The organism is Kitasatospora purpeofusca (assembly GCF_036010405.1).
Classification (GTDB): Bacteria; Actinomycetota; Actinomycetes; order Streptomycetales; family Streptomycetaceae; genus Kitasatospora; species Kitasatospora purpeofusca.
Window position 1 is genome coordinate 9,623,171 of the sequence record NZ_CP108561.1, and the last position, 21,658, is coordinate 9,644,828.

The window sequence follows — 21,658 nt, forward strand, 5'->3', positions numbered from 1 at the left end:
AGCCGAAGTCCGCTCCGGTGCATTCGCACCGACACCAACATGCGAATCGCCGCACCAGCCACGGACCAGCAGGCCACGTGTGCAGGATCTTGCTATGAGCTCTTACCGCCTGGTGAGATAAAATGTCCTATGGGGAGTCTTGTCCTTGGCTCCACGAAATACTTTTCCGCCGAGCTTCAGCCCTGCACCCTCGACCATGGGCTTGCACACGTGCTTGCAAACGTTTCTTGATGTCCCGCCGTAGATCACCTGGTGATTGTGGGCAGCTGCCCACCTGAAAGGCCCTTCCTCGGCATGCTCGCGCGCTGGTTTTCTGCTCTTGGTGACCCTTTCGGGGACATAGGCTCCAGGAATGAATTTTTCACCTTCCCTGAGGACGTTCTTGCCGATTTCTCCGATGGCTTTTCCGCCGGCCAGTGAGATCTTTCTCGTGATCTCACCGGTATCATTCTTGCGTACACCGATCACTGCGATGGTGGAATAGTCGTGGCCCTTTCCCCATTGCCGTGCCAGCTCGGCAGCTCGCTCCTGAGCAATCTCCGCCTCGGGCAGGAAGCCCTCGGCCGCAGCTGCGGTGGCCCTTCGATTGTTTGCGAGTGGCTCTTCGACCGTCTGCTCCGGCCCTTGGGGCCGCGGCTTCTTCCAGTCGCGACCGAGGCCGTTGGGGTCGGTGAAGAGGACGGGGTTGTTGTTGGCGTAGGTGTAGAGGGCCAGGTTGTTGGGGGTGTAGGCGCCGCCGTCGGGGGTGCCGTCGAGGTAGGTGGTGAGGGCGGGGTCGGGGTTTTGCCAGACCTGGTTTCTGGGGTCGTAGTAGCGGGCGCCGTAGTAGTAGAGGCCGGTTTCGGGGTCGAGTTCTTTGCCGGTGTACTGGTAGGGGATGGGCTGGGAGGGGTTTTCTTCGATCCAGGTTTCGCCACTGGGGAGGTACTGGAGGTGTTCGGTCAGGCGGCCGCGGGCGTCTGTGATGAAGTTGGCGGAGCCGAGCTGGTCGCCGTGGGCGTAGTACTGGCGGTCCTCGGCGAGCGGGGCGGGCTCGACGGTTTTGGTGAGGAGCCGGGTGTCGCCGATGTAGATGTTCTTGAAGGACTGGGGGCCGTCGGTGGCGTAGTACTGGTTGGGGTAGACGTGGAACTGGGCGGCGTCCTTGACGACGCGGTCGCCCTGGTCGTCGTAGCGGTATCGCGCGGCGTTGGGGGCTTCGCCGACGTGGCCGCAGGACTGGGGTGTCTGCGGCAGGGTGTGGCTCTGGACGTTCTCGTGGGTGCATTCGAGGCGGTTGTTCTCGTCCCAGATGAGCTGGCGGCGCAGGCCGGGGAGCTGGTCACGGCTGGTCTGGTTGCCGTCGGCGTCGTAGGTGAGGGTCTGGTCGCCGATGGTGGTGGGGGCGTGGGGGTGGGCGGCGGCGTAGGTGTAGGGGTTGGTGTAGGTGAGTTTCTTGTCGGTGATGGTGTTGCCGCCGCTGACCAGCCTGTGGTCCTGCATCTTGCTGGTGATGTCGCCGGTCGAGTTGTAGCGCAGGTCGAGTCGGTAGGTGTCGGTGGGCTGCGTGCGGGACCGGTAGGTTCCTTCGGCGTGGGTGATCTCGTCCAGGTCGTCGTACTGGAAGGTTTCGTCGGTCGGTCCGCCGACGGGGAATCCGGCAGTGGGGTCGGTGGGCGGGGTGGTGTCGTTGCGGGCGGCGGTGATGTTGCCGGTGTTGTCGTAGCGGTAGGTGAGGTTTTGGAACTGGTAGCCCTGGGCGAGGCGGGCGTTGATGGTGGTCAGGCGCAGGTTGGCCGGGTCGTGGGTGTAGGTGGTGCGGGTGCCGTTGCCGGTGTCGAGCAGGACTGATCGGCCGAACTTGTCGTAGTCCAGCCGGGTCAGGTAGCGGTAGGTGCGGCCTGATTTGGTGCCGGTGGCCTGGTCGACCTGTCCGCCGCTGTTGTGGTGGTAGGCGAGGGTTTCGCCGTCGGGGTAGGTGAGGTCGAGCAGGCGGTTCCAGCTGTCGTAGCGGTACTTGGTGGTGTAGCCGCGGCTCTGGTGCCCTTGGGTGGTGACGGTGCGGGTTTCCTCGGTGGTCTCGCCCAGTGGTCCGTAGGCGCGGGTGAGGGCGCCGGCGCCGTCGGTCTGCGAGGTGACGCGACCCGCGCCGTTGTGAGGGGCACCGGGGGCGCCGTATCCGTAGTGGACGTCGTTGGCGTGGAAGACGGGGTGGCGGACGTCGGTCAGACGGTTGTAGTCGTAGTCGTACGCGATTGCCTTACCGGTGGTTGCGAGGTTCGCGGTGACGGTCAGTACCGGGTTGCCGGCGAGGTCGTAGGCGGTCTCGGTGGGCCCGGTGTCGGGGTTCGTCAGGCGGGTGCGCCGGCCGAGGTTGTCGTATGCGGCTGTGGTGGTGTGGTGATGGTCGTCGGTGACGGTGACGAGTTGGCCGAGGGGGTCGTAGGCGTAGCTGGTCCAGATGACCGGGTGGCCTCCGGTGGGGTTGAAGTCCTGGACGGCGGTGGTCTGCTGGCGGATGTCCTGGTAGGTGCTGGTGGGGTGGCCGTTGGCGTCGGTGTCCGTGGTCCGGAACTGCGTCCTTCCGTCGCGGTCGGGGCCGAAGCCGTAGGCGCTTTCGGTGTGGGTGGCGTCGGGCAGGTCGGTGCGGGTGGTGCGGTCGAGGACGTCGTAGCTGACCGTGGTGGGGGTGACGGTGTCGACCGCTGTGTTGTAGGTGGTGTTGGCCGCCGACTTCGGTTCGGTGACGGGGTGGTACTGCTGGGCGGTGCGGCCGGCGAAGTCGTAGACGACGTGGCCGGAGACGGTCATCGCGTCGGCGGGCGCGGTGTCCGGCCCGGTGTGCAGGGCGGCGTCCTCCTTGGTCTGAACGGGGCGGTCCAGGCCGTCGGTGAAGGTGATGGTGTCGAGGGTGTCGTCGCGGACGGTGCCGTCCGCCTGCCGGTCGATGTTGCGGGTGACGGCGTAGGGTACCGGCGCGTCGGGGTGGTAGGTGAATTCGGCAGTGGTGCGGCCGGTTCCGGTCTCGTAGGGGCCGGTGACGGTGGTCGGGCGCCCGGCGTCGTCGTAGGTGTAGTGGGTGCTCTGGCCGTTGGCGTCGGTGACGGTGTCGGGTCGGGCGAATCTCAGGTTGGTGGTGGCCTGGGAGCGCAGGCCGAAGCTGTCGGTGACGGAGGCGACGTGGGTGGCGGTGACCGGGTCGTAGGTGTAGTCGAGCCGGTAGCGCTGGCCCTTGTGGTTGGGAGGGGTGGTGACGGTGCGCAGGTTGCCGTTGGGGAAGTGGTCGAGGTCGGTGACGGCGCCGGTCCCGTCGGCGAGGTCCGCGCGGACCTGGGTGACGTCGCCGTGGGCGCAGTCCACGGCGGACTGGCGGTGGCGCATGAGGGCGCCGTTGCCCTGGACGTCCACCGCGGTCGGGATGCCGGTGATGTTCGTCGCCCGGCAGGCGGGGTCGTTGGCCGAGTAGTGGATGCGGGTGTCGACGTCGTCGCCGGGGCCGGTCTCACCGGCGTCGAACGAGCGGGTCGGATTGCCGTGTTCGTCGTACTCCATGGTGGTGTACGTGGACTTGGCCGGCGTCGTGGCGCCTTCGAAGTAGTGGCTGTCGGTGCGTACCAGCTGGGGGAAGAGCGTCGCTGTCGTGCTGGCGGGGTCGGCGGGGGCGCCGGGGGCGTCGATGTCGCGCAGGGCGTAGGTGTTGTCGGTTTCCAGGTAGAGGTGTCCGGCGGCGTCGACGGTGCGCTCACTGGTGGGCAGGCCCCGGGTGTAGTGGCCGTCGGTGCGGTAGGCGTGGATGGTGCTGCGGTAGAGGGCGTCGTCGTGGCCGTGGTCGAGTTGGTGCGCGATGACCTGCCCGTAGCCGTCGAATTCGCGTTCCAGGCGGTCGAAGACGCCGTCGTGGTATTCGTAGGTGGTGAGCTGGACGTCCTGGCCGTCGCTGCGGTGGCCGTCGTCGACGGCGACCCGGGACAGGTCCCAGCGGGACTGCGGCTGCTGGGCGGTGTTGCCGTCGCGGGTGTAGTCGAAGTCGATGCGCGCGCCCATGGGCCGGGTGACGGTCCGCAGCAGATTGGTGCGGCCGGTGGTGTTGAGATGGGCGGTGAGTTGGTCGTCGCCAGTGGATTCCAGCTGGTCGGCGTAGCCGTCGCCGTCGATGTCCGCGAGCATCTGCCGGGTGCGGCCGATGCCGGTGGAGGCGTCGGCGCCGGGGTTGATGATGACGCAGAAGTTCAGGAAGCAGATGGGGACGGTGGCGTAGGCGCCGCCGCCGGAATGGGCGTTCTGGTCGCTGTTGACCTGGGGCAGGCTGCCGTGGAACGGCACGGGCGCGTCGAAGCCGTTGCCGGTGTTGACGGCGACCTGAAGGGGGCCGCCGGCGTCGCCGGCGAAGATGCGGTCAGGTAGGCCGTCGCCGGTGACGTCCTGGAGGGTGCTGGTGGCTGTGGTGGTGTTCTGGGAGTAGGAGGCGCCGCCGGCGAAGCCGTAGAAGTCCGTCTGGAGGCCGAGGTTGACTCCCAGGCCGGTGCCTCTGCCGGCGTTGAGCGGCGCCGGGTTGCGCCACGGTTCCTTGGCGCCGAAGCGGTAGCCGAGGTTGAGGGCGACGTTTCCGTCGTCGTAGACGCGGTCGGGCAGGCCGTCGCCGTTGACGTCGAGCAGGTCGATCCTGGCGTCGGAGGTGTTGGCGCCCAGGTCGCCGCCGACGCCCAGTGGGGGCAGTTCGTTGCCGGACCGGGCGGTGTTGGCGGTTCTGCGGCCGGTCGGGGCGGCGTCGCCGCGTCCGGTGGTGATGGTGCGTGCGGCGCTACCCGCACTCACGTTGGCGGTGGCGTTCCAGTTGGTACGGGCGACGGCGTCGGGCAGGGGTCCGTGTGTGCTGCCCAGGCCGCCGGTCGGGTCGGTGAACTGGATGCCGCCGGGCGAGACGATGTCGGGGAACTGATCGCCGTTCATGTCCAGGAAATCGATCAGGCCGAGGCCGGCCCCGGTGGAGACGCTCCCGCCGAGGGAGGCGGCCGAGCCGACCGACCCGGTCAGGGAGAGCTGGTTGCTGTAGGCGAGCCGGGGCACCGCGCTCCCTGCGGCCCACTGCCGCGGGTCGGGAACGCTGACCGTGCCCGAGCCGAGGCGGGAACTGCTCGCAGTGCCCGGCGCGGCCCACGCGTCCTGGCCGCTGCCCCACCGCTGGTGCTGCGGATCGGCGGCGAAGGGGATGACCTTCGGCGGATCGATGCTCGGGTTCGCGCTGAAGCCGTCCTTGTCCCTCTGAGGGTTGACATCGTGCGGGAGCTGGCTCTGGTAGGAGGCGTCGACGACCAGGTCGCCCTCCGCGATGGGCCCGTTCGCCCGGCCCTCGTTGCCGTTGTAGCCGATCGCTCCCCAGCCGCGGTACGGCTGCGGGAACGCGCCTTCGTCCATCGAGGTGTGGAGGGCGCTGATCACGGGGACCGTGACGGCGTCCTTGCCGCTGCCGGTCGTCAGCGTCACCGACGGCGTGCCGCGCAGCCGCGTGCTCGTGGTGCTGAGGTCGAAGAAGAGGTCGTCTCCCGCCCGCACGTCCACGGTGAACGGATCCGGTGCCTGGACCGCCCCGGCGTGCACGGTGAAGAACCGCTTCGCGAGGAGCTCGCCGCGGCGCTTGACGGTGAACGCCACCCGCGCGTCCGGCGCGCCGGGGCCGACGGACAGGTGCGGAGTCACGGTCACCGGCCCGTCGGCGGCGACGTGATGGAACCCCTGCGGCGCGCCGAGCCCGTCCTGCGGATACATGTCCGTGTCGTAAGGGGGGTGGAAGGTGATCAGCGGGTTGCCCTGGCCGTCGGTGACCCGGTCGACGCCCTGGGCGCTGGTGTAGACGGCCTGCGGCTGCCAGGAGACCTGTGTCAGGTCGATAGGGGAGTCGGCGGCGATCCGCCACTTCAGGATCTGCCCCTTGCGGACGTCGATGTCGAGGCCGACGGGCACCGCCCCGGTGGCCGCGCCGGTCAGCGTGCTCTGCAGCACCGGGACCCCGTCGCGTGTGACCACCGCCGTGATGTCGTCGCTGGTGGCGCCGCTCTTGGTGACGTTGCCGCTCAGATGCATCACGCCGGTGAGCGGGGCCTTGAGCTGCGAGCTGCGACCACCGAGGACGAAGTCGCGGGAGGCCTGGTACCGGTAGATCGGCAGCCCGTTGACGTCGTTCGCCTCAAGCGCGTCCTGGTAGCTGATGACCGGGTCCCACGAGACCTGGTCCAGCTCGCCGTCGGACACCGACTGGACCCGGAAGTAAAGGGCCTCATTGCGGGTGACGGAGATCCGGTCGACTCCGGTGGGCGCGTGCTCGCCGTTGTCCTTGGCCTCGATGCGGTCGGACCACAGTTCGGTGCCGCCGGCCTGGATCGCGACCCGGACTCCGTCGGCGGTCTGCGAGGCGGCGCGGGCCTGGGCGGTCCCGGGGGCGAGGCGGACCGCGCCCTCGACGCGCACCGTACCGGAGAACGGGGCGACCCAGCGGCGCACGGTGTCCAGCAGCGCGTTGGAGTGAGTCAGCCGCTGCCGCTGCTCGTCGAAACCGGGAAATCCGCTCGCGTCGACACCGCCCCTGCCGACCGGAACGGGCGTGCCCTGGCTGCTGAGACCGTAGACCGGTGTCCCGTCCGCGCCGATGCGGCCGAACAGCACGCTGGAGCCGTCGACCAGGTCGGTGATCCCGTCACCGTTGACGTCGGCGAAGTACCGGTCGGTCACCGTGAAGGTGTTGACGTCGTCGAGCTGCGCGGCCACCGACGGGTAGCCTTCCGCGCCGACGGTGAAGGACGCGGTGTGCTCGCGGGTCAATCCCGGCAGGGGCAGCGGTTTCGCCTCGGCGGAGAACCCCGGCCGGCCGTGCGGGCCGGAGAGGTTCTTGCGGTACTTGACCGTGTCGCCGTCCCGGAAGACCTTGTCCGGTAGACCGTCGCCGTCGACGTCGACCAGGGCCAGCAGGCCGTTGTCCTGGGCGTAGCCGAAGCCGAGCTTGGCACCGGTCGAACCGGTTTTCTCCGGCTCGAAGCCGAAGCCGACATACAGGTGGCCGCCGCCGCCGGTACTGGTGCTGGTGTTCAGGACGCTGCCCTGCCCGACATGGTCCGCAGACAGGTCGAGCGCGCCCTGGCCCAGGCCGTCCGGGGGCGAGGTCCACGGCACGGTTCTGAACGCCTGGTAGCCGCCGTGTGCGTCGCGGATGTCGTCGAAGTAGTCGAAACGGTGCCGGCCCAGCAGTGCGCCACCGGCGTCGTACTGGTCGGCCGACGAGAGGAGTGTCTTGCCGAAGGCGCCGGTGGTGTACGCGAATTCGTAACGGCGCACCAGTTCGCCGTCCAGCCGCACCTCGACCCGGCGCAGCCGGTCGGCGGTGACGCGTTTGAAACCGCCGCGCGCATCGATCGACTTGTCCGCCCGCAACGGCTCGCCCAGCTCCCGGTCCCGAGTGAGGACGACGGAGTAGTGGCCGTCGCTGCTGTCGTCGCCGGTGTAGGTGATCTGCCGCAGGTACAGGTCGCTGCCCGGCTCAGTACCTCCCTCGACCCCGGGGTCCTCGACCCGGGCGTACCGGTAGCGCATCACATTGCCGTGGGCGTCGCGGACCTCGCTCAGCGCCCACTCGAAGACATCGCCGGCCCTGTCCGCGAGGGTCGCATCGGCCTGTGGCCCAGCGCCGCCGACCGGCGCGCCGTAGAAGAAGTGCGTTCCGGACTTGTCGGTCACCTCCCACGTGTAGTGCGCGGGACCGTCCCCGTGGCGCACGATCCGGGCGAAGGCCCCCTCGGTACGGGCGTGGAACTCCTTCTCCGCGGTGCGCGGACGCGGCTGGCCACGATGTGCTAGAGGCGTCAGCTGCTCGCCGCCGAGCAGGTACGTCTCCGTCTCCAGGCCCGCGTCGTACCGTGGTACGCCCCACCGGGTGTCCACGGTGATCGCCGGGGCGGCCAGGTCCCAGCCCAGGCCCATCCAGCCGTCACCGCCACCGGAGTCGTAGGTGATGCTGAGATCCGGCTGCATGCCCTGGCGGCCGGGCGGCACCTGGATCGGGTACGACAACCGGTTGTCTCCCTGGTTGTCGGCCTGAGGCGGGGCGATGAGACCGATCCCGGCACCCGGATCGGCGGGGGCGGTGCCGCCCAGCCGCTTCGCGTCGAACGAGGCCACGTCCGGATGCCCCGGCACCGCCGCCGCGTCACTTCCGGGTACCGACGGAAGCTCTGGGACGGGCGCAGCCGACATCAGCGGGATCAGCAGCAGGACGATCAGCGGCGCCGCAAGCCTCATCCGCCGCCGATTGCGAAACCAGGGCATGTGGCGACGAACGGGAACAGCGCGCATCTTTCGGTACCCCTGTCCGATATGAGGCCGATCGCAAAGAACGAGGCGTCCATCGAGTACTACTGGTGCTGGCACGAAGCTGACCGGATCGCCGACTCGCGGCTCGGTGGCAGCCCGGATCGGTCGATGCGCAGGCGGTGGCAGTGCCTGCCTCGGGCTTCGGTGATGTAGTTACCGGGGAACCGGCTGACAGCGCCCAGCAGTGGTCGCGCCGGGTGACAGCGTCCACTGTGTGGGACGCCACCGCGGCCCCTGATGCTCTATAAGTAGAGCCGAAAATAGGCAAAACATTGCAAAACGTCATGAGTTCGCCTACGACGAAACCTGGACGGAGTAGCACCAAAGAACAAGGGCTTGCCGAAACCGTTCATGATGACGGCCCCGGCCTCGACGGCCGGACCCTGCCCGATATCGGATCCACGCTGCCGGCCTACCGCTCGGGGCCGCCACTGTGGCCGAGCGCTGTCGCGCCGTGGCCCGGCCGGACATCCCGGTGACATGCCGATCCCGCCAGCGAGGCCCGGACCCGCCTTCAGGCCTGCCGACCCGCCGGTCGGCCGCGTGCCGGTTCAACTGGCCCGCGCCGGCCCTCCCGTTGTTCTCCCCGCCGAAGGCTCCGTGCCCGCCCTGATCGCCGGCTTGCAGGCCCTTGGCGTCCTCGGCCCGGTCCGTGCTCCGGCCGGCGAGGACGCTGCCCGCACCGGGGCTCCCTTCGGAGGACCACAGGAATCGTGCAGGAATTCCCTGACCTCGGCCACGCCCTCGCCAGCGGCATCGTCGAACGGACACAGTGCCCCACCGGTCCAGGCGGCCGGCCCCGCCGAGCCGCCCCGTTCACCCGGACGACGGAGCCCGATCGCGGTGCCCGCGGCCTTGCGGCGAGGCTGTCGGCATGACCGTCGACACCGAGAACCCGCCGTCCGCCCCGCCGGTGCTGGATGTCCGGCAGCGGAACGTCGTCTTCGCCACCATCGTGCTCGGCATGCTGCTGGCGGCCCTGGACCAGACCATCGTCGGCACCGCGCTGCCCACCATCGTGGCGGACCTCGGCGGGGCGGCGCACATGTCCTGGGTGGTCACGTCCTACCTGCTCGCCGAGACGGTGGCCACCGTGCTGGCCGGCAAGTTCGGCGACCTCTACGGGCGCAAGGTGCTGTTCCAGATCTCCGCGATCGTGTTCATCACCGGTTCGTTCCTCTGCGGCCTGGCGACGAACATGACGCTGCTGATCGCCTGGCGCGCGCTCCAGGGGATCGGCGCGGGCGGGCTGATGGTGACGGCCATGGCGCTGATCGCCGACGTCATCCCGCTGCGCGAGCGGGGCAAGTACCAGGGCGCGATCGGCGCCGTGTTCGGCGTGGCGACGGTGATCGGGCCGCTGCTCGGCGGGCTGTTCACCGACCACCTGTCCTGGCGCTGGGCCTTCTACGTCAACGTGCCGATCGCCGTCGTGGTGGTGGCCGCCGCCGCCCGGACCATCCCCTCGGTGCGGGCGGCCGTCCGGCCGGTCGTCGACTACCTGGGCATCGCCCTGGTCTCGGTCGGCGCGAGCGCGGTGATCCTGGCGACCAGCTGGGGCGGCAACGAGTACCCCTGGACCTCCGGGGTGATCATCGGCCTGTTCGTCGGCGGCGCCGTGGCCCTCGGCCTGTTCTGCTGGGCGGAGACCCGGGCGGTCCAGCCGATGCTGCCGATGCGGCTGTTCCGCACCCCGGTGTTCGCGGTCTGCTCCGTCCTCAGCTTCATCGTCGGCTTCGCGATGCTCGGCGCGCTGACCTTCCTGCCGACCTTCCTGCAGTACGTCGACGGGGACTCGGCGACCGTCTCCGGCGTGCGGATGCTGCCGATGGTGATCGGCCTGCTGCTCGCCTCCGTCGCCAGCGGCAACATCGTCAGCAAGACCGGGAAGTACCGGATCTTCCCGATCGTCGGGACCCTGGTGATGGCCCTGGGCCTCTACCTGCTGTCCCGTCTGGAGCCGGACACCGGTACCGTGCTCGCCTCCTGCTACATGTTCGTCCTCGGCGTCGGCATCGGGCTGAGCATGCAGGTGCTCACCATCGCGGTGCAGAACACCGTCGACTACGCGGACCTCGGCACCGCGACCTCCGGGGTGACCTTCTTCCGCACCATCGGCAGCTCCTTCGGCACCGCCGTGTTCGGGACCGTCTACGCCAACAGCCTCAGGACCGAGCTGGCCGAGGGAGTGGCCGAGTCCGCCCGTTCGACCGGCGCCGACCCCGCGGCGCTCACCCGGGCGGCCGAGAGCCCGCAGGGCCTGCACGGCCTGCCCGCCGACCAGGCGGCGCCGATCGTGCAGGGCTACGCGGACGCCCTGCACACCGTGTTCCTGTGGACCGTGCCGGTGGCCCTGCTGGGCTTCGTGGTCGCGCTCTTCCTCAAGCAGGTGCACCTGCGGGACACCGCCCGGGCGGGCTCCACGGACCTCGGCGAGGGCTTCGCCCAGCCGACCAGCGGCGACTCGGACCAGCAGCTGGAGTCGGCGGTCGGCCGGATCGTGCGCGGGGCCGACCTCGACACGGTCCGCTCGATCGTCGGCGGCGCCGACACCCGTGTCGACCTCGCCGGCGCCTGGGCGCTGATGGAGGTCGCCGGCCACACCAAGGCGGTCGGCCAGGCGTCGCTGACGCTGATCGGCGCCCGCAAGCGCGTCCCGCCGGAGGTCCTGGAACCGGTGTTCGAGCGGATGGCCGGCGAGGGGCACCTCACCCGCGACGGCGACCGGCTGGCCCTCACCGCCACCGGTACGCACGAGGTGCGCGCGCTCGCCCGTGCCTGGTCCGACTGGCTCAACGACCGCCTGGAGGCCGACGCCGGGCGGCCCCGCAGCCCGCAGCTGCGGACGGCGGCCGAGGCGATCGCCTGGCGACTGCTGGTCGAGGACCTCGCCAACGGCCTGCCCGCACACGTCCGGGAGAAAGCGGTGGCGGCTGTGCGGGAGCCGTCCTGACCGGTTCCCGACCCGGCGGCGCCGAGAACCGCGACCACCAGCCGCGCGAGGAGAGCGGCTGCGTCGTTCGGGTGATTCCCGAAGGCACGGGCAGACCCCGGGGCGGCCGGCTCGGCGAGGACCGGATTGTTCGGCGTTTTGTTCAATGACCGAGGACCGAGCCGGAACAATCCCGGTGCGCTAGACCGGTAGCGCACGCCACACCCGTGCCGTGCGTGGGACCAGGGCCGCTCCAGCACCGGTCACCCCGGGAGGGTTCACCATATGACGACGCTCTGCATCGCGAACAACCGCACCGAGGAGATCGTCGGGGACCTCGCCGCGATGTCACCGCCGGAGCAGCTGGCCTCCGGGTACGGGGCTCAGCGGATCCTCTGGTGGGCGAAGGACGGGGACGTCCTGGTGGTGCCCTGGGTCCCCGACCCGGAGTACCTCGCGTACGTCACCGGGCTGACCGGGGTGCGGGCCGCGAGCCTGACCTTCGTGGTGCCGCCGCCCGGCGCCCAGGGCGGCCGGATGATCACCGGAGACCGGCTGGCGGATCCGGCCTTCAGAGCCGAGCTCGGCCGGGTCCTGGCGGGCCGGACGGTCACGGAGGTGCTGCCGATCACACCGAACGGCGCCGTGGCCGGGCTGGCGGCCGCGCTCGGTCTGGCGCACGCCATGCCCGGTCAGGCCTTCGCCGCCCAGGGCGGCAACGCCCTGGTGAACAGCAAGGCCGGGTTCCGGGCGGTGGCCGCCGGCGTCGGGGTGCCGATCCCGCCCGGGCGCGTGGTCGCCTCGCCCGCCGAGGCCGAGGACGCGGTCGAGCAACTGCTGGGGCAGGGCCACAGCGTCATCGTGAAGGTCGAGTTCCAGGCGGGCGGCTTCGGCAACGAGATCCTCGCCCGGGACGAGCGGGTGGACCCGGCCGGTGCCGAACGGGTGGTGGTGCTGGCGGGCCGGGCCGCGGTGGCGGTCTACGTCGCCGAGCGGTGGACCTGGCTGACCGCCGGCCGTGGCCAACGGGTCGTGGTGGAACAGTACTTCGCCGACTCCGCGCCGCTGTACGCGGAGTTCGCCATCGACGACGCGGGCGTGGTGCTGGTCGGCTGCGGCGAGATGGTGATGCGGCCGATGGTGGTCGGGGAGATCACCCCGCCGGTCACTCCGGACGCCGAGGTCCGGGCCGAACTCGTCGCCCAGGGCGCCCGGTTGTGCGAGGGGCTGCGCGCGATCGGCTACCGCGGCAGAGTCAGCGCGGACGCCGTGCTGACGCCCAAGGGCGAGATCCGCTTCCACGAGACGAACGGCCGGCTGACCGGCTCCAGTCACCTGCACGACGCGTTCTTCGGCCGCCTGCTGCGCGAGGAGCACCGCGGCTCGCGCTGCATCCTGGAGCTGGCCGGTCTCAAGGTGCCCTCCTTCGCCGAGGCGGTGGCGGGGATCGCCGCGGCCGGGCTGGCCTTCAGCCCGGAGACCGGCACCGGCGTGCTCTACAGCTGCGACTTCACGCCCGCCGACGGCTCGGTGATGTACTGCGTGGTGGCCGAGAGCCCCGAGGCGGCCCGCGCCCTGGAGGCCGAGCTGCTCGCGCTCTTCGCCGGATGAGTCCGGGCGCGGCCGGCGGCGGGACGAGGGCGGCGGCGGGGATGAGGGCGGCGGTGATCCACCGCTACGGCGGGCCGGAGGAGTTCCGCGCCGAGACGGTGCCGGAGCCGGTCGCCGGTCCGGGGCAGGTGCTGATCGACGTCACCCTGGCCGGGCTCAACTACGCGGACCTGCACTGCCGCACCGGCGAGTACGCGCGGTACCCGCTGCCCGCCGTGCTCGGCGCCGACGTGGTCGGCCGCCGGCGCGGGGACGGCCGGAGGGTGGCCGCGCTGCTGCGCTCCGGCGGAGGCTATGCCCAGGTGGCCCGCGCCGAGGCGGCCCACACGGTGGAGTTGCCGGACGGAGTGGACGACGAGCAGGCGCTCGCACTGCTGGAGCAGGGTGCGACGGCCTACGCCGCGCTGACCCTCGCGGGGCGGCTGCGGCCGGGCGAGACCGTCGCGGTGACCGCCGCCGCCGGCGGGGTCGGGCACCTGGCGGTGCAGCTGGCGCGGGAGTTGGGTGCGGGCCGGGTGCTCGCGCTGGCCTCCACCCCGGCGAAGCGGGAGTTCGTCCGCGCTCTCGGGGCCGACCGGACGCTGGACCCGGGGGACCCCGAGCTGGCCGATCGGTTGGCCGCGGGGTCGGCGCCGGGCGGGGTGGACCTGTTCGTCGACTCGGTCGGTGGCCGGGTGCTGCGCGTCGGGCTGGACACGCTGGCGCCGTTCGGCCGGTTGCTCTCTATCGGTTCCCGCGGTGGGGTGGAGGAGACCTTCTCCGTGGACGAACTGGCCGACCGCTCGGCGGGGTTGGTGGGCTTCTGGCTCCAGCACGTGCTGGCGGACCGGGTGCTGTTCGCGGGGATCGCCGAGCGGCTGTTCCGGCTCGCCGCCGACGGGCGATTGGTGGCACGGATCGACCGGACCGTGCCGCTGTCCGGGGTGGCCGGGGCGCACCGGGCGCTGGCCCGCAGGGAGACCATGGGCAAGGTGCTGGTGGACGTCCACCGGGAGGACTGAACCTCCCGACCGAACGACCGACCGCGAGCCGCGCCGGGCGCGTCGTTCCGACCGCGAGCTGTGCCGCGCGCGCCGGGCCCGGCCGGCGGGCTCTCCGTACCGGGTCCGGCGCGCGCGGGCCTTCAGTACCCCGCGACCTCGTCCAGCCCGTGGCCGAGCAGCGGGACGAGGAAGCTGCGTTCGAACACCACCACGGTCTCGCCGGTCGACTTGGTGCCTGTGGTGCGGCAGCTCACGATGCCCTGCCCCTCCCGGCTCCTGGAGAGCCGCTTGGCGAGCGTCTCGGTCTGCGCGTAGAGGGTGTCACCGGTGAACACCGGGTGGGTCATCCGGATGTTCTCCCAGCCCAGGTTGGCGATGGTACGCCCGCTGGTGGATCGGGCGGTCATCCCGCCGACGATGCTGAGGGTGACCAGGCTGGAGACGATCGGCCGCCCCCACGGGGTGTGCGCGCTGTAGGCGGCGTCGATGTGCAGCGGGGCGTCGTTCATGCTCAGCATGCTCATCAGCACGTTGTCGAGCTCGGTCACGGTCCGTCCGGGGCGGTGCTCCACCACCTCGCCGACCTCGAACTCCTCGTAGTGGCGCCCGACCACCTCGCGGTAGCGGCGCTCGTCGATCCGGCGGTAGCCGGCGGGAACGGCTCCGTCGCCCATCAGGCTTCCCTCGATTCCTGGAGACCGGCGGTGAGTTCCTTGACGTGACCGGCGAACTCGCGGATCAATGGCTCGTCCATGTCGGCACGCATCATCAGCCGGAGCCCGGCTTCGCCCCTGGGCACGATCGGGAAGAACACCGCCGAGCTGTAGAAGCCCCGTTCGAAGAGCTGGGCGGACAACTTGACCGCCTGCTCGGCGTCCCCGACGTCGATCCGGCGCACCGGCAGGCCGTTGCCCGCGAAGGTGGTCGGCAGCAGTTCGTCGAAGAGGTCGATGTTCCGGTTCAACCGGTCCTGCAGTGAGGCGAGTTCGGGGGAGCGATGGATCGCGGCGCTGCCCAGCGAGGCGCCGACGAGAGGCAGTGCGACGTTCTGCGACCAGCCGACCGGGCCGGCGTGCCGGTGCAGGAACTCGAACTGCTCGCGGTTGCCGAGCATCGCGATGCCGCCGCCGACGCCGAAGCCCTTGCCGAGGCTGGCGACGATGACCGTGAGCGGGTTCATCTCCAGGCGGGAGCGGACGAAGCCCTCGCCGCGTTCGCCCATGATGGACAGCGAGTGCGAGTCGTCGATGTAGAGGAACAGCCCGTAGCGGTCCTGGAGTTCGAGCAGACCGTCGAGGGCCGCCGCACCGCCCATCGAGTACGCGCCGTCCGCCACGTAGGCGACCCGCGGGTACTTGCGGCAGATGTCCTCCAGGTAGTCGAGGTCGTTGTGCGGACAGGTCAGTACCAGCGACTCGTCGGCGCAGATCGGCTTCACGTACGCCATGCAGAAGTGGCAGAAGCGGTCGAAGACCATCACTCGGGGGCCGCCGCCGCTCCGGCAGGTGCCGTCCAGGTGGCCGGAGGCGATCAGCGGCAGGATGCCGGCGGTGAGCGAGGTGCAGGAGGCGCCCGGCAGGATGTGCGCGCCGAACAGTTCTCCCAGCTCCTCCTCCAGCCGCACCAGCAGGTTGTGCCGGATCCGGGTGGTGGAGGTGACCAGCCAGGTGCTCCGGGACTCGGTCAGCGCCTCCACGGCGCCGGCCGCGACCGCGGGGTGATTGTTCAGGCCCAAGTACGCACAGGAGACCATGTTCGCGAACTCGTGGCCGCTCTCGCGGACGATCAGCCGGTTGTTGGACTCCGAGTCCACCGTGATGCCGATCAGGCCGTTGGCGGCGGCGGCCTGCCAGACCGGATCGGCGCCGGCCAGCATGGCCTCGGCGTTGCGGTACCGGCGCGGGCCCAGGATCGATTCCTCGGTCAACGTCACTCCTCCGTCGTGTGGTCGAGGTTGTCGGTTCGGGTTTGGCTTCCGGTGTCGGTCCGGGTTCCGGTTCGGGTGTCGGACCGGTCCGGGGCCGGGTGCGGCGGCGGGTCGAACTGCTCGATCAGTCGCTGTGACGCCTCGAAGAACGGCATGCCGACCATCACCCCGTCCACCACGGTGACCGAGCGGCCGTTCTCCAGACCCGCCGCGACGACCCGGCGGGCGCGCGCGAGCAGCTCCTCGCCCGGGCTGAACGTCTCGTTGATCAGGGCCAGTTGGCGCGGATGGACGGCGATCTTGCCGCTGAAGCCGAAATCCCGGGCGAGGCCGGCCTCCCGGCGCAGCCCGGCCAGGTCGTCGACCTCGAAGAACGGCGCGTCCATCGCCTCGACCCCGGCCGCGCGGGCGCTGTTGACCACCCGGCCGCGGGCGTGGGCCAGAGCCTCCCAGCAGAGCCGGGCGCCGACCGCGAAGGCGTAGTCGGCCGAACCGAAGACCAGCCCGCGCAGCCGGTGGCCGGCGGCCGCGATGGCGGGCGCGTGCTCGATGCCCAGCGGGGTCTCCACGACGGCCAGGAACTCGGTCTCCGGGCAGTCCGGGCCGAGTGCGCCGGCGGCGATCGCGACGTCCCGGGGGGACTCCGCCATCGGGATCAGCACGAGGTCCGGCTTGACGCGGTAGCGGGTGATCGCGACCAGGTCGCGCAGGCCCTCCGGCCCGGACAGGGCGTTGATGCGCACCGCGCTGCGCGCCAGCTTGGTGGACGGGAGGGCGAAGAACTCCTCGGCGAGACGGCGGGCCTCCTCCTTCCGGGCGGGCGGGACCGAGTCCTCCAGATCGACCATGGCGATGTCGGCCCCGGACCGGTGGCTCTTGGTGTACCGCTCCACCGCCGTCGCGGGTGTGGACAGCAGGGAACGGCAGTACCGCGTGAACTTCATGGAAGTCTCCGAAGTCAGCGAGGGCTGCGGGTCCCGGTTCTATCCCACCGGGCTTGTTCGGCGCCGTACGGCTGGACATTGAACATCAATTCGGAACAACCGACCCGCACGCACCATTGTTCGACGCCAACGGCCCTGTGCATGATGAATCACCGGGGGACGGACAGGGGACGCGCGCGGCACGCACGACACCACGGCACACACGGCGGGCGTCGGCGCGTGGACGCGCAAGGGCGTCAGGACACCGCTTCAACGACGAAGGGGGCCGTAAGTGCCGCGTCGGGAAAGTCCACTGGATCCTGGGGACGGGTCGCTGCTGCGCTTCGCGGGCGACCTGAGGGCGCTGAGGGAGCGCGCCGGAAGTCCGCCGTACCGCCAACTCGCGCTGCGGGCACACTGTTCGGCGGCCAGTCTGTCGGTGGCCGCGGGCGGGCGGCGGCTGCCGAGCCTCGCGGTCACCCTCGCCTACGTGCAGGCCTGCGGCGGGGACGTGCGGGAGTGGCGGCACCGTTGGCAGTTGCTTGCCGCCGAGCTGGCAGCAGAGGCCGCGGCGCGGCGGCGCGCCCTGGACGTGGGGCGGGCCCCGTACCCCGGCGCGGCGGCTTTCGAGGCTGTCGACGCCGATCGGTTCTTCGGCCGGGAGGCGCTGCTGGACCGGCTGGTCGCGGTGCTGGCCGAGCGGCGGCTGGTGATCGTCACCGGGCCGTCCGGGGCCGGCAAGTCGTCCCTGGTCAGGGCCGGTCTGCTGACCAGGCTCGGTTGGTCCCCGGCGGTCGCGGCGGCCGGGGACGGGGACGGGGCCGGGGACGGGGACGGCCCGGGCGACGGGGCGGAGCGGCCCCGGACCGGTGACGGGGTGCCGGTGGCGCTGCTGACGCCCGGCGAACGACCGATGGAGGCGTACGCGCTCGCGCTCGCGCGGCTGGGGCAGTCGGCCGCGAGGGCGACGCGGGACCCGTCCGGGCCGACGACCGGGGATCCGGTCCTGGTGGTGGACCAGGGCGAGCAGTTGCTGACCCGGTGCCGGGACGCCGCCGAGCGGGTGCGCTTCCTGGACGCGCTGGTGGCGCTGGCCGCGCGCGCTCCCGAACGGCCCCCGGCCGGGCCGGCGGGGGCGGCGCAGGCCGGGTGCCGGGTCGTGCTGGTGATCCGCTCCGACCAGAGCGGGCCGCTGTTCGCCGAGCACCCGGGGCTGGCCGAGGCCGCCCGGCACGCGGTGGTCCCGGTGGGGCGTCCGGCGCCGGTCGAACTGCGGCGGGCGATCACCGAACCGGCGTTACGGGCGGGCTGCACCGTCGAGGGAGCCCTGCTGGCCGTCCTCATCTCGACCGCCGCGTACCAGCCCGGCGGGCTGTCGCTGGTGTCCGCGGCGTTGGCGGCGACGTGGCGGCGGCGCAGCGGGAACGCGCTGACCCTGGCGGGGTTCCAGGCGACGGGTGGGTTCGAGGGCGCGTTGGCCCGCGCGGCGGAGACGCTGTACGACGGGCTGGAGATCGCGGACCGGATGCTGGTGCGGACCGTCTTCCTGCGGCTCGGCGCGGAGTTGATCGACGGTGGTCCGCCCGGGGCCGGCGGGGGCACCGCCGCGGCGATCGCCCTGGGCGGTGGGCCGACGGCGGGCGGTGACGGGACGGCCGGTGAGGTGGCGGGCGGCGACGAGGGGGCGCGAACTCCGTTGTGGCGGGCGGAGTTCGACGGTCCCGGGGTCCCGGAGGTCCTGGAGCGGCTCGTCCGCGCGCGGTTGGTGGTGGTGGACCGGGACACCGTCGAACTCTCCCACTACGCCCTCCCGCAGGCCTGGCCGAGGCTGCGCGGGTGGCTGGTCGAGGGGCGCGGGGCGTCGGGCGAGCTGCGGGGGCTGACCGCGGCGGCCCGGGGGTGGGCGGGAGCCGACCGGGATCCTGAACTGCTCTACCGGGGAGCGCGGTTGGAGCAGCTGATGCGGCGGGTGGCGGACGGGGAGCTGGCGGCCACCGGGATCGAACGGGCCTTCCTGGCGGCCTCGGCCCGGGCCGCCACCGCCGACCGCCGCCGCTCGCAGCGCCAGCAGTTGACGGTGGCCGGGGTCGCCGCGGCGAGCGGAGCGCTGCTGGCACTGGCCGGAGGGAGCCGGATCCGGCGCGCCTGGCGCTGGTGACCCCCGGGCCGCCGGCGGGGAGCGGCGGCGGCAGTCCGTACGGCGGGCGGGGGGATTGATCGGCGTCGGCGCCGCGGAGTCGAACAATGCGCCGATCGACCGGAGTCCGGGCCGGCGGCGCCCGCGGTGCCGATCACGGTCCTTGCGCCGTCGTCGACCGGCCGGGTAGCTTACGAGCGATCACGGCCCGTCGACGAGCGAACTCGGCCACCCGGCCGGCGAGTTCAGTCAGCCCTGGTCGCCTCTGTCGCCCCTGTCACCCCTGTCGCCCCTGATCGGCCGGGGAGGGTCCGGCGACGAACCCGCACCGCTGTTCCCCGTGGCCGGCGTCCGCAGGCCCGGGGCCCCGCCCGACCGGGGTCCCGGGGCACCTCCCGGGGCCGTCGCCACACCGCCGGAAGCCGTCGTTCTCGCCGTCGCGTCCTCGTTTTCCCGAACCCGCGTCAAGGGGGAGTCATGTCCAGTCCGGCCCGTCCGGTGCACAGTTGGGACGAGTTCAGCACACTGCGGGAGGTCGTGGTCGGCAGGGCCGTCGGTGCCCGGCTGCCCGAGCAGAACGAGCCGTCGTCCTGGCTCTCCTGCTTCCCGAAGACCAGCGCCGCCGACCTTGCCTCGATCCCGGTCGGCCCCTACTCGCCGCAGGTGGTGGAGGAGACGGAGGAGGACCTGGACGCGCTGGTGGCCACCTTGCGCGGCCTCGGTGTCACCGTTCACCAGCCCGAAGTGATCGACCACGCCGCGGAGTTCTCCTCCCCGCTGTGGAAGGCCGACGGCGGGTTCCACTCGTACTGCCCGCGTGACCTCACCCTGATCGTCGGCGAGACGGTCATCGAGGTCGCCAGCCCGATGCGCCAACGCTACTTCGAGGTCTTCGGGCTGCGCGGACTCTTCCACGACTACCTGCGCGGCGGTGCCCGCTGGATCTCCGCCCCCCGGCCCCAACTGAGGGACGAACTCTTCGAGTTCGACGCCGACGGGCTCCCGCTGCTCGGCGAGAGCGAGCCGGTCTTCGATGCCGCCAACGTTCTGCGGCTCGGCCGGGACGTGTTCTACCAGGTGTCCCGCAGCGGCAATGAACTCGGCCTGCGGTGGCTGGAGTCCACGCTCGGCCTGCTCGGCGACGGCGGGCTGAGACTGCACCCGCTGCGCGACATCTACGGCTACACCCACATCGACAGCACCATCGCGCTGCTGCGGCCGGGGCTGGTGCTGCTCAACCCGGAGCGGGTCGGCCCGGGCACCGTGCCGGAGCCGCTGCGAGGCTGGGACATCCTGTGGTGCCCGCCGGCCGAGCCCACCGGGGCGGTCGACAACGCGTTGAGCGAGAGCTGGATCAGCATGAACCTGCTGATGGTCGCCCCGGACACGGCGATCGTCGAGTCCGGCCAGGACGCCCTGATCAAGCAGTTGGAGCATGCCGGCATCACGGTTCTGCCGCACCGGTTGCGGCACTCCCGGACGCTCGGCGGGGGCTTCCACTGCGTCACCCTGGACATCCGGCGCGACGGCGGCCTGGAGGACTACCTGTCCTGACCCGCGGGTCCGACGGGGATCGCCGTCGCGCCCCGCCGAGCCACTGGAACAACCACCTCACCGCTCGACGCGGGCCCCCGTACCGGGGCGCGGGACCGGCGTCGAGCGGGCCGAGCACGAGGCCGGCCGACCTCCACCGGGGCGGCCCTGGTCGGGAAACCCGAATCCCGGGTTTCCCGACCAGGACCGCCCCGGGCAGTGATCGGTTCCGTGAGGTGCGGGCAGAGTGCCGGGCGAGGTGTCAGACGGAGCCGGTGGCCAGGTAGCGGTGCAGCGAGTCGGCCATCGCGCGCACGAAGGCGTCCTGGGCCGCCTCGTCCAGCAGTTCCAGGGAGAGGTACGGGTTGAGGTCCTCCAGCTCGACGAGCAGCAGCTCGCCCGCGCGGGTGCGGCAGGCGTCGACGCGCTGGATGCCGTGCTCCAGGGTGTTCCACCGCACGAACCGGTCCGCGAACGCGAGGTCGTCGGCGTTCGCTCGGTACGGTTCCAGCTCCCAGCGGCGCTCGGGGTCCGGCGCGTACAGGGCGTACTGGAAGGCGTCGTCCACGTAGTAGAACGACACCTCGTGGAGGAAGTCGATCCGGGGCTGGACCAGCATCCCGCCGAGGTCGACGCCGTCGAGCCCGGCCCGGTCCAGGAAGGTCAGGCCGATGGAGTCCGCGCCCGCTTTCGGCTTCACCGCGTACTGCGCGGTGTCGGGAAGCCGCTCCAGGTCCTCGGCGCGGTCGACGGTCGGGATCACCGGGTACCCGGCGGAGGTCAGCTCGGTCAGGTACTGCTTGCCGGCCATGTCGCCACGCCCGGTGAGTGGGTTGTAGACCCGGGTGCCGCGGGCGAGGGCCCGGGCCCGGAACGCGTCGTACGCCTGCTGGTAGTGCAGGACGGGGCCGCTGTTGCGCACCACGACGGCGTCGAAGCCGTCCATCAGGGCGGCCGCGTCCAGGGGGTGGCACACCGCGAGGTCGAAGTCCGCCCGCAGCTTCGAGGTCAGCAGGATGTCCTCGTCGCAGTACCGCCGTCCGCGGGCGGGGTAGGCGAGGTCGGAGACGAAGAGGATGCGGGGGCGGGCGGTGGCCATGGTGCGGCTCCTTGTTCGAGTCCGCCCACGATAGTTCCTGGCCCTCGGTGCTCCTGCGGCTGCCCCGCGCCGACCGGCCGCCGTCCACCGGCCGCCGTCCACCGGCCGCCGTCCACCGGCAACCGCGGGGCGCGGGCCGTCGTCTGGTCCTGTGGTGACGGGCGGCCGCGGACGCC

General features: G+C 71.5%; 10 protein-coding genes. 5 read left to right on the forward strand and 5 right to left on the reverse strand.

Going from position 1 to position 21,658, the window contains the following annotated elements; translation table 11 throughout:
• Window positions 1-102: 102 nt before the first annotated feature.
• Window positions 103-8,265: a SpvB/TcaC N-terminal domain-containing protein gene (locus tag OG715_RS41635; RefSeq protein ID WP_266271979.1), complete on the reverse strand. Its 8,163-nt coding sequence runs from the start codon at window positions 8,263-8,265 to the stop codon at window positions 103-105.
• 946 nt (window positions 8,266-9,211) lie between these two features.
• Between OG715_RS41635 and OG715_RS41640 the strand changes: the two genes are divergently transcribed.
• From OG715_RS41640 to OG715_RS41650, 3 genes are all read left to right on the forward strand, one after another.
• Complete coding sequence (locus OG715_RS41640) at window positions 9,212-11,290, forward strand: MDR family MFS transporter (RefSeq protein ID WP_266271978.1); 2,079 nt, start codon at window positions 9,212-9,214, stop codon at window positions 11,288-11,290.
• A gap of 264 nt (window positions 11,291-11,554) precedes the next feature.
• On the forward strand, window positions 11,555-12,880 hold the full coding sequence (locus OG715_RS41645; protein WP_266271977.1) for a preATP grasp domain-containing protein: 1,326 nt from the start codon (window positions 11,555-11,557) through the stop codon (window positions 12,878-12,880).
• The gene (locus OG715_RS41650; RefSeq protein WP_266271976.1) at window positions 12,877-13,881 is read left to right on the forward strand and encodes a quinone oxidoreductase family protein; all 1,005 of its coding nucleotides are present in this window, start codon (window positions 12,877-12,879) and stop codon (window positions 13,879-13,881) included. The genes OG715_RS41645 and OG715_RS41650 overlap by 4 nt, the downstream gene beginning before the upstream one ends.
• 122 nt (window positions 13,882-14,003) lie before the next feature.
• On the opposite strand, the gene OG715_RS41655 is transcribed toward OG715_RS41650, so the two are convergent.
• The 3 genes from OG715_RS41655 to OG715_RS41665 are packed head-to-tail and all read right to left on the reverse strand — an operon-like array spanning window position 14,004 to window position 16,734.
• Window positions 14,004-14,537 (reverse strand): MaoC family dehydratase, encoded by a 534-nt coding sequence (locus OG715_RS41655; protein ID WP_266271975.1) that lies wholly within the window; start codon window positions 14,535-14,537, stop codon window positions 14,004-14,006.
• The gene (locus OG715_RS41660; protein ID WP_266271974.1) at window positions 14,537-15,790 is read right to left on the reverse strand and encodes an aminotransferase class I/II-fold pyridoxal phosphate-dependent enzyme; all 1,254 of its coding nucleotides are present in this window, start codon (window positions 15,788-15,790) and stop codon (window positions 14,537-14,539) included. Before OG715_RS41660 ends, OG715_RS41655 begins: the two co-directional genes overlap by 1 nt.
• Before the next feature lie 2 nt (window positions 15,791-15,792).
• Window positions 15,793-16,734: an HpcH/HpaI aldolase/citrate lyase family protein gene (locus OG715_RS41665; protein ID WP_266271973.1), complete on the reverse strand. Its 942-nt coding sequence runs from the start codon at window positions 16,732-16,734 to the stop codon at window positions 15,793-15,795.
• A gap of 271 nt (window positions 16,735-17,005) precedes the next feature.
• Between OG715_RS41665 and OG715_RS41670 the strand changes: the two genes are divergently transcribed.
• A complete protein-coding gene (locus tag OG715_RS41670; RefSeq protein WP_266271972.1) occupies window positions 17,006-18,871 on the forward strand; it encodes an ATP-binding cassette domain-containing protein in 1,866 nt (621 codons plus the stop codon).
• A gap of 456 nt (window positions 18,872-19,327) precedes the next feature.
• Window positions 19,328-20,404: an inosamine-phosphate amidinotransferase 1 gene (locus OG715_RS41675; RefSeq protein ID WP_266271971.1), complete on the forward strand. Its 1,077-nt coding sequence runs from the start codon at window positions 19,328-19,330 to the stop codon at window positions 20,402-20,404.
• Window positions 20,405-20,645: 241 nt separating this feature from the next.
• Here OG715_RS41675 and OG715_RS41680 read toward each other — a convergent pair whose 3' ends face one another.
• On the reverse strand, window positions 20,646-21,482 hold the full coding sequence (locus OG715_RS41680; protein WP_266271970.1) for an ATP-grasp domain-containing protein: 837 nt from the start codon (window positions 21,480-21,482) through the stop codon (window positions 20,646-20,648).
• Between the last annotated feature and the right edge of the window lie 176 nt (window positions 21,483-21,658).

What these genes read in the sequence shown, in the direction of transcription:
- OG715_RS41635 (WP_266271979.1), bottom strand. Translation starts at nt 8,265, where the DNA reads ATGAGGCTTGCGGCGCCGCTGATCGTCCTGCTGCTGATCCCGCTGATG.
- OG715_RS41640 (WP_266271978.1), top strand. Translation starts at nt 9,212, where the DNA reads ATGACCGTCGACACCGAGAACCCGCCGTCCGCCCCGCCGGTGCTGGAT.
- OG715_RS41645 (WP_266271977.1), top strand. Translation starts at nt 11,555, where the DNA reads ATGACGACGCTCTGCATCGCGAACAACCGCACCGAGGAGATCGTCGGG.
- OG715_RS41650 (WP_266271976.1), top strand. Translation starts at nt 12,877, where the DNA reads ATGAGTCCGGGCGCGGCCGGCGGCGGGACGAGGGCGGCGGCGGGGATG.
- OG715_RS41655 (WP_266271975.1), bottom strand. Translation starts at nt 14,537, where the DNA reads ATGGGCGACGGAGCCGTTCCCGCCGGCTACCGCCGGATCGACGAGCGC.
- OG715_RS41665 (WP_266271973.1), bottom strand. Translation starts at nt 16,734, where the DNA reads ATGAAGTTCACGCGGTACTGCCGTTCCCTGCTGTCCACACCCGCGACG.
- OG715_RS41675 (WP_266271971.1), top strand. Translation starts at nt 19,328, where the DNA reads ATGTCCAGTCCGGCCCGTCCGGTGCACAGTTGGGACGAGTTCAGCACA.
- OG715_RS41680 (WP_266271970.1), bottom strand. Translation starts at nt 21,482, where the DNA reads ATGGCCACCGCCCGCCCCCGCATCCTCTTCGTCTCCGACCTCGCCTAC.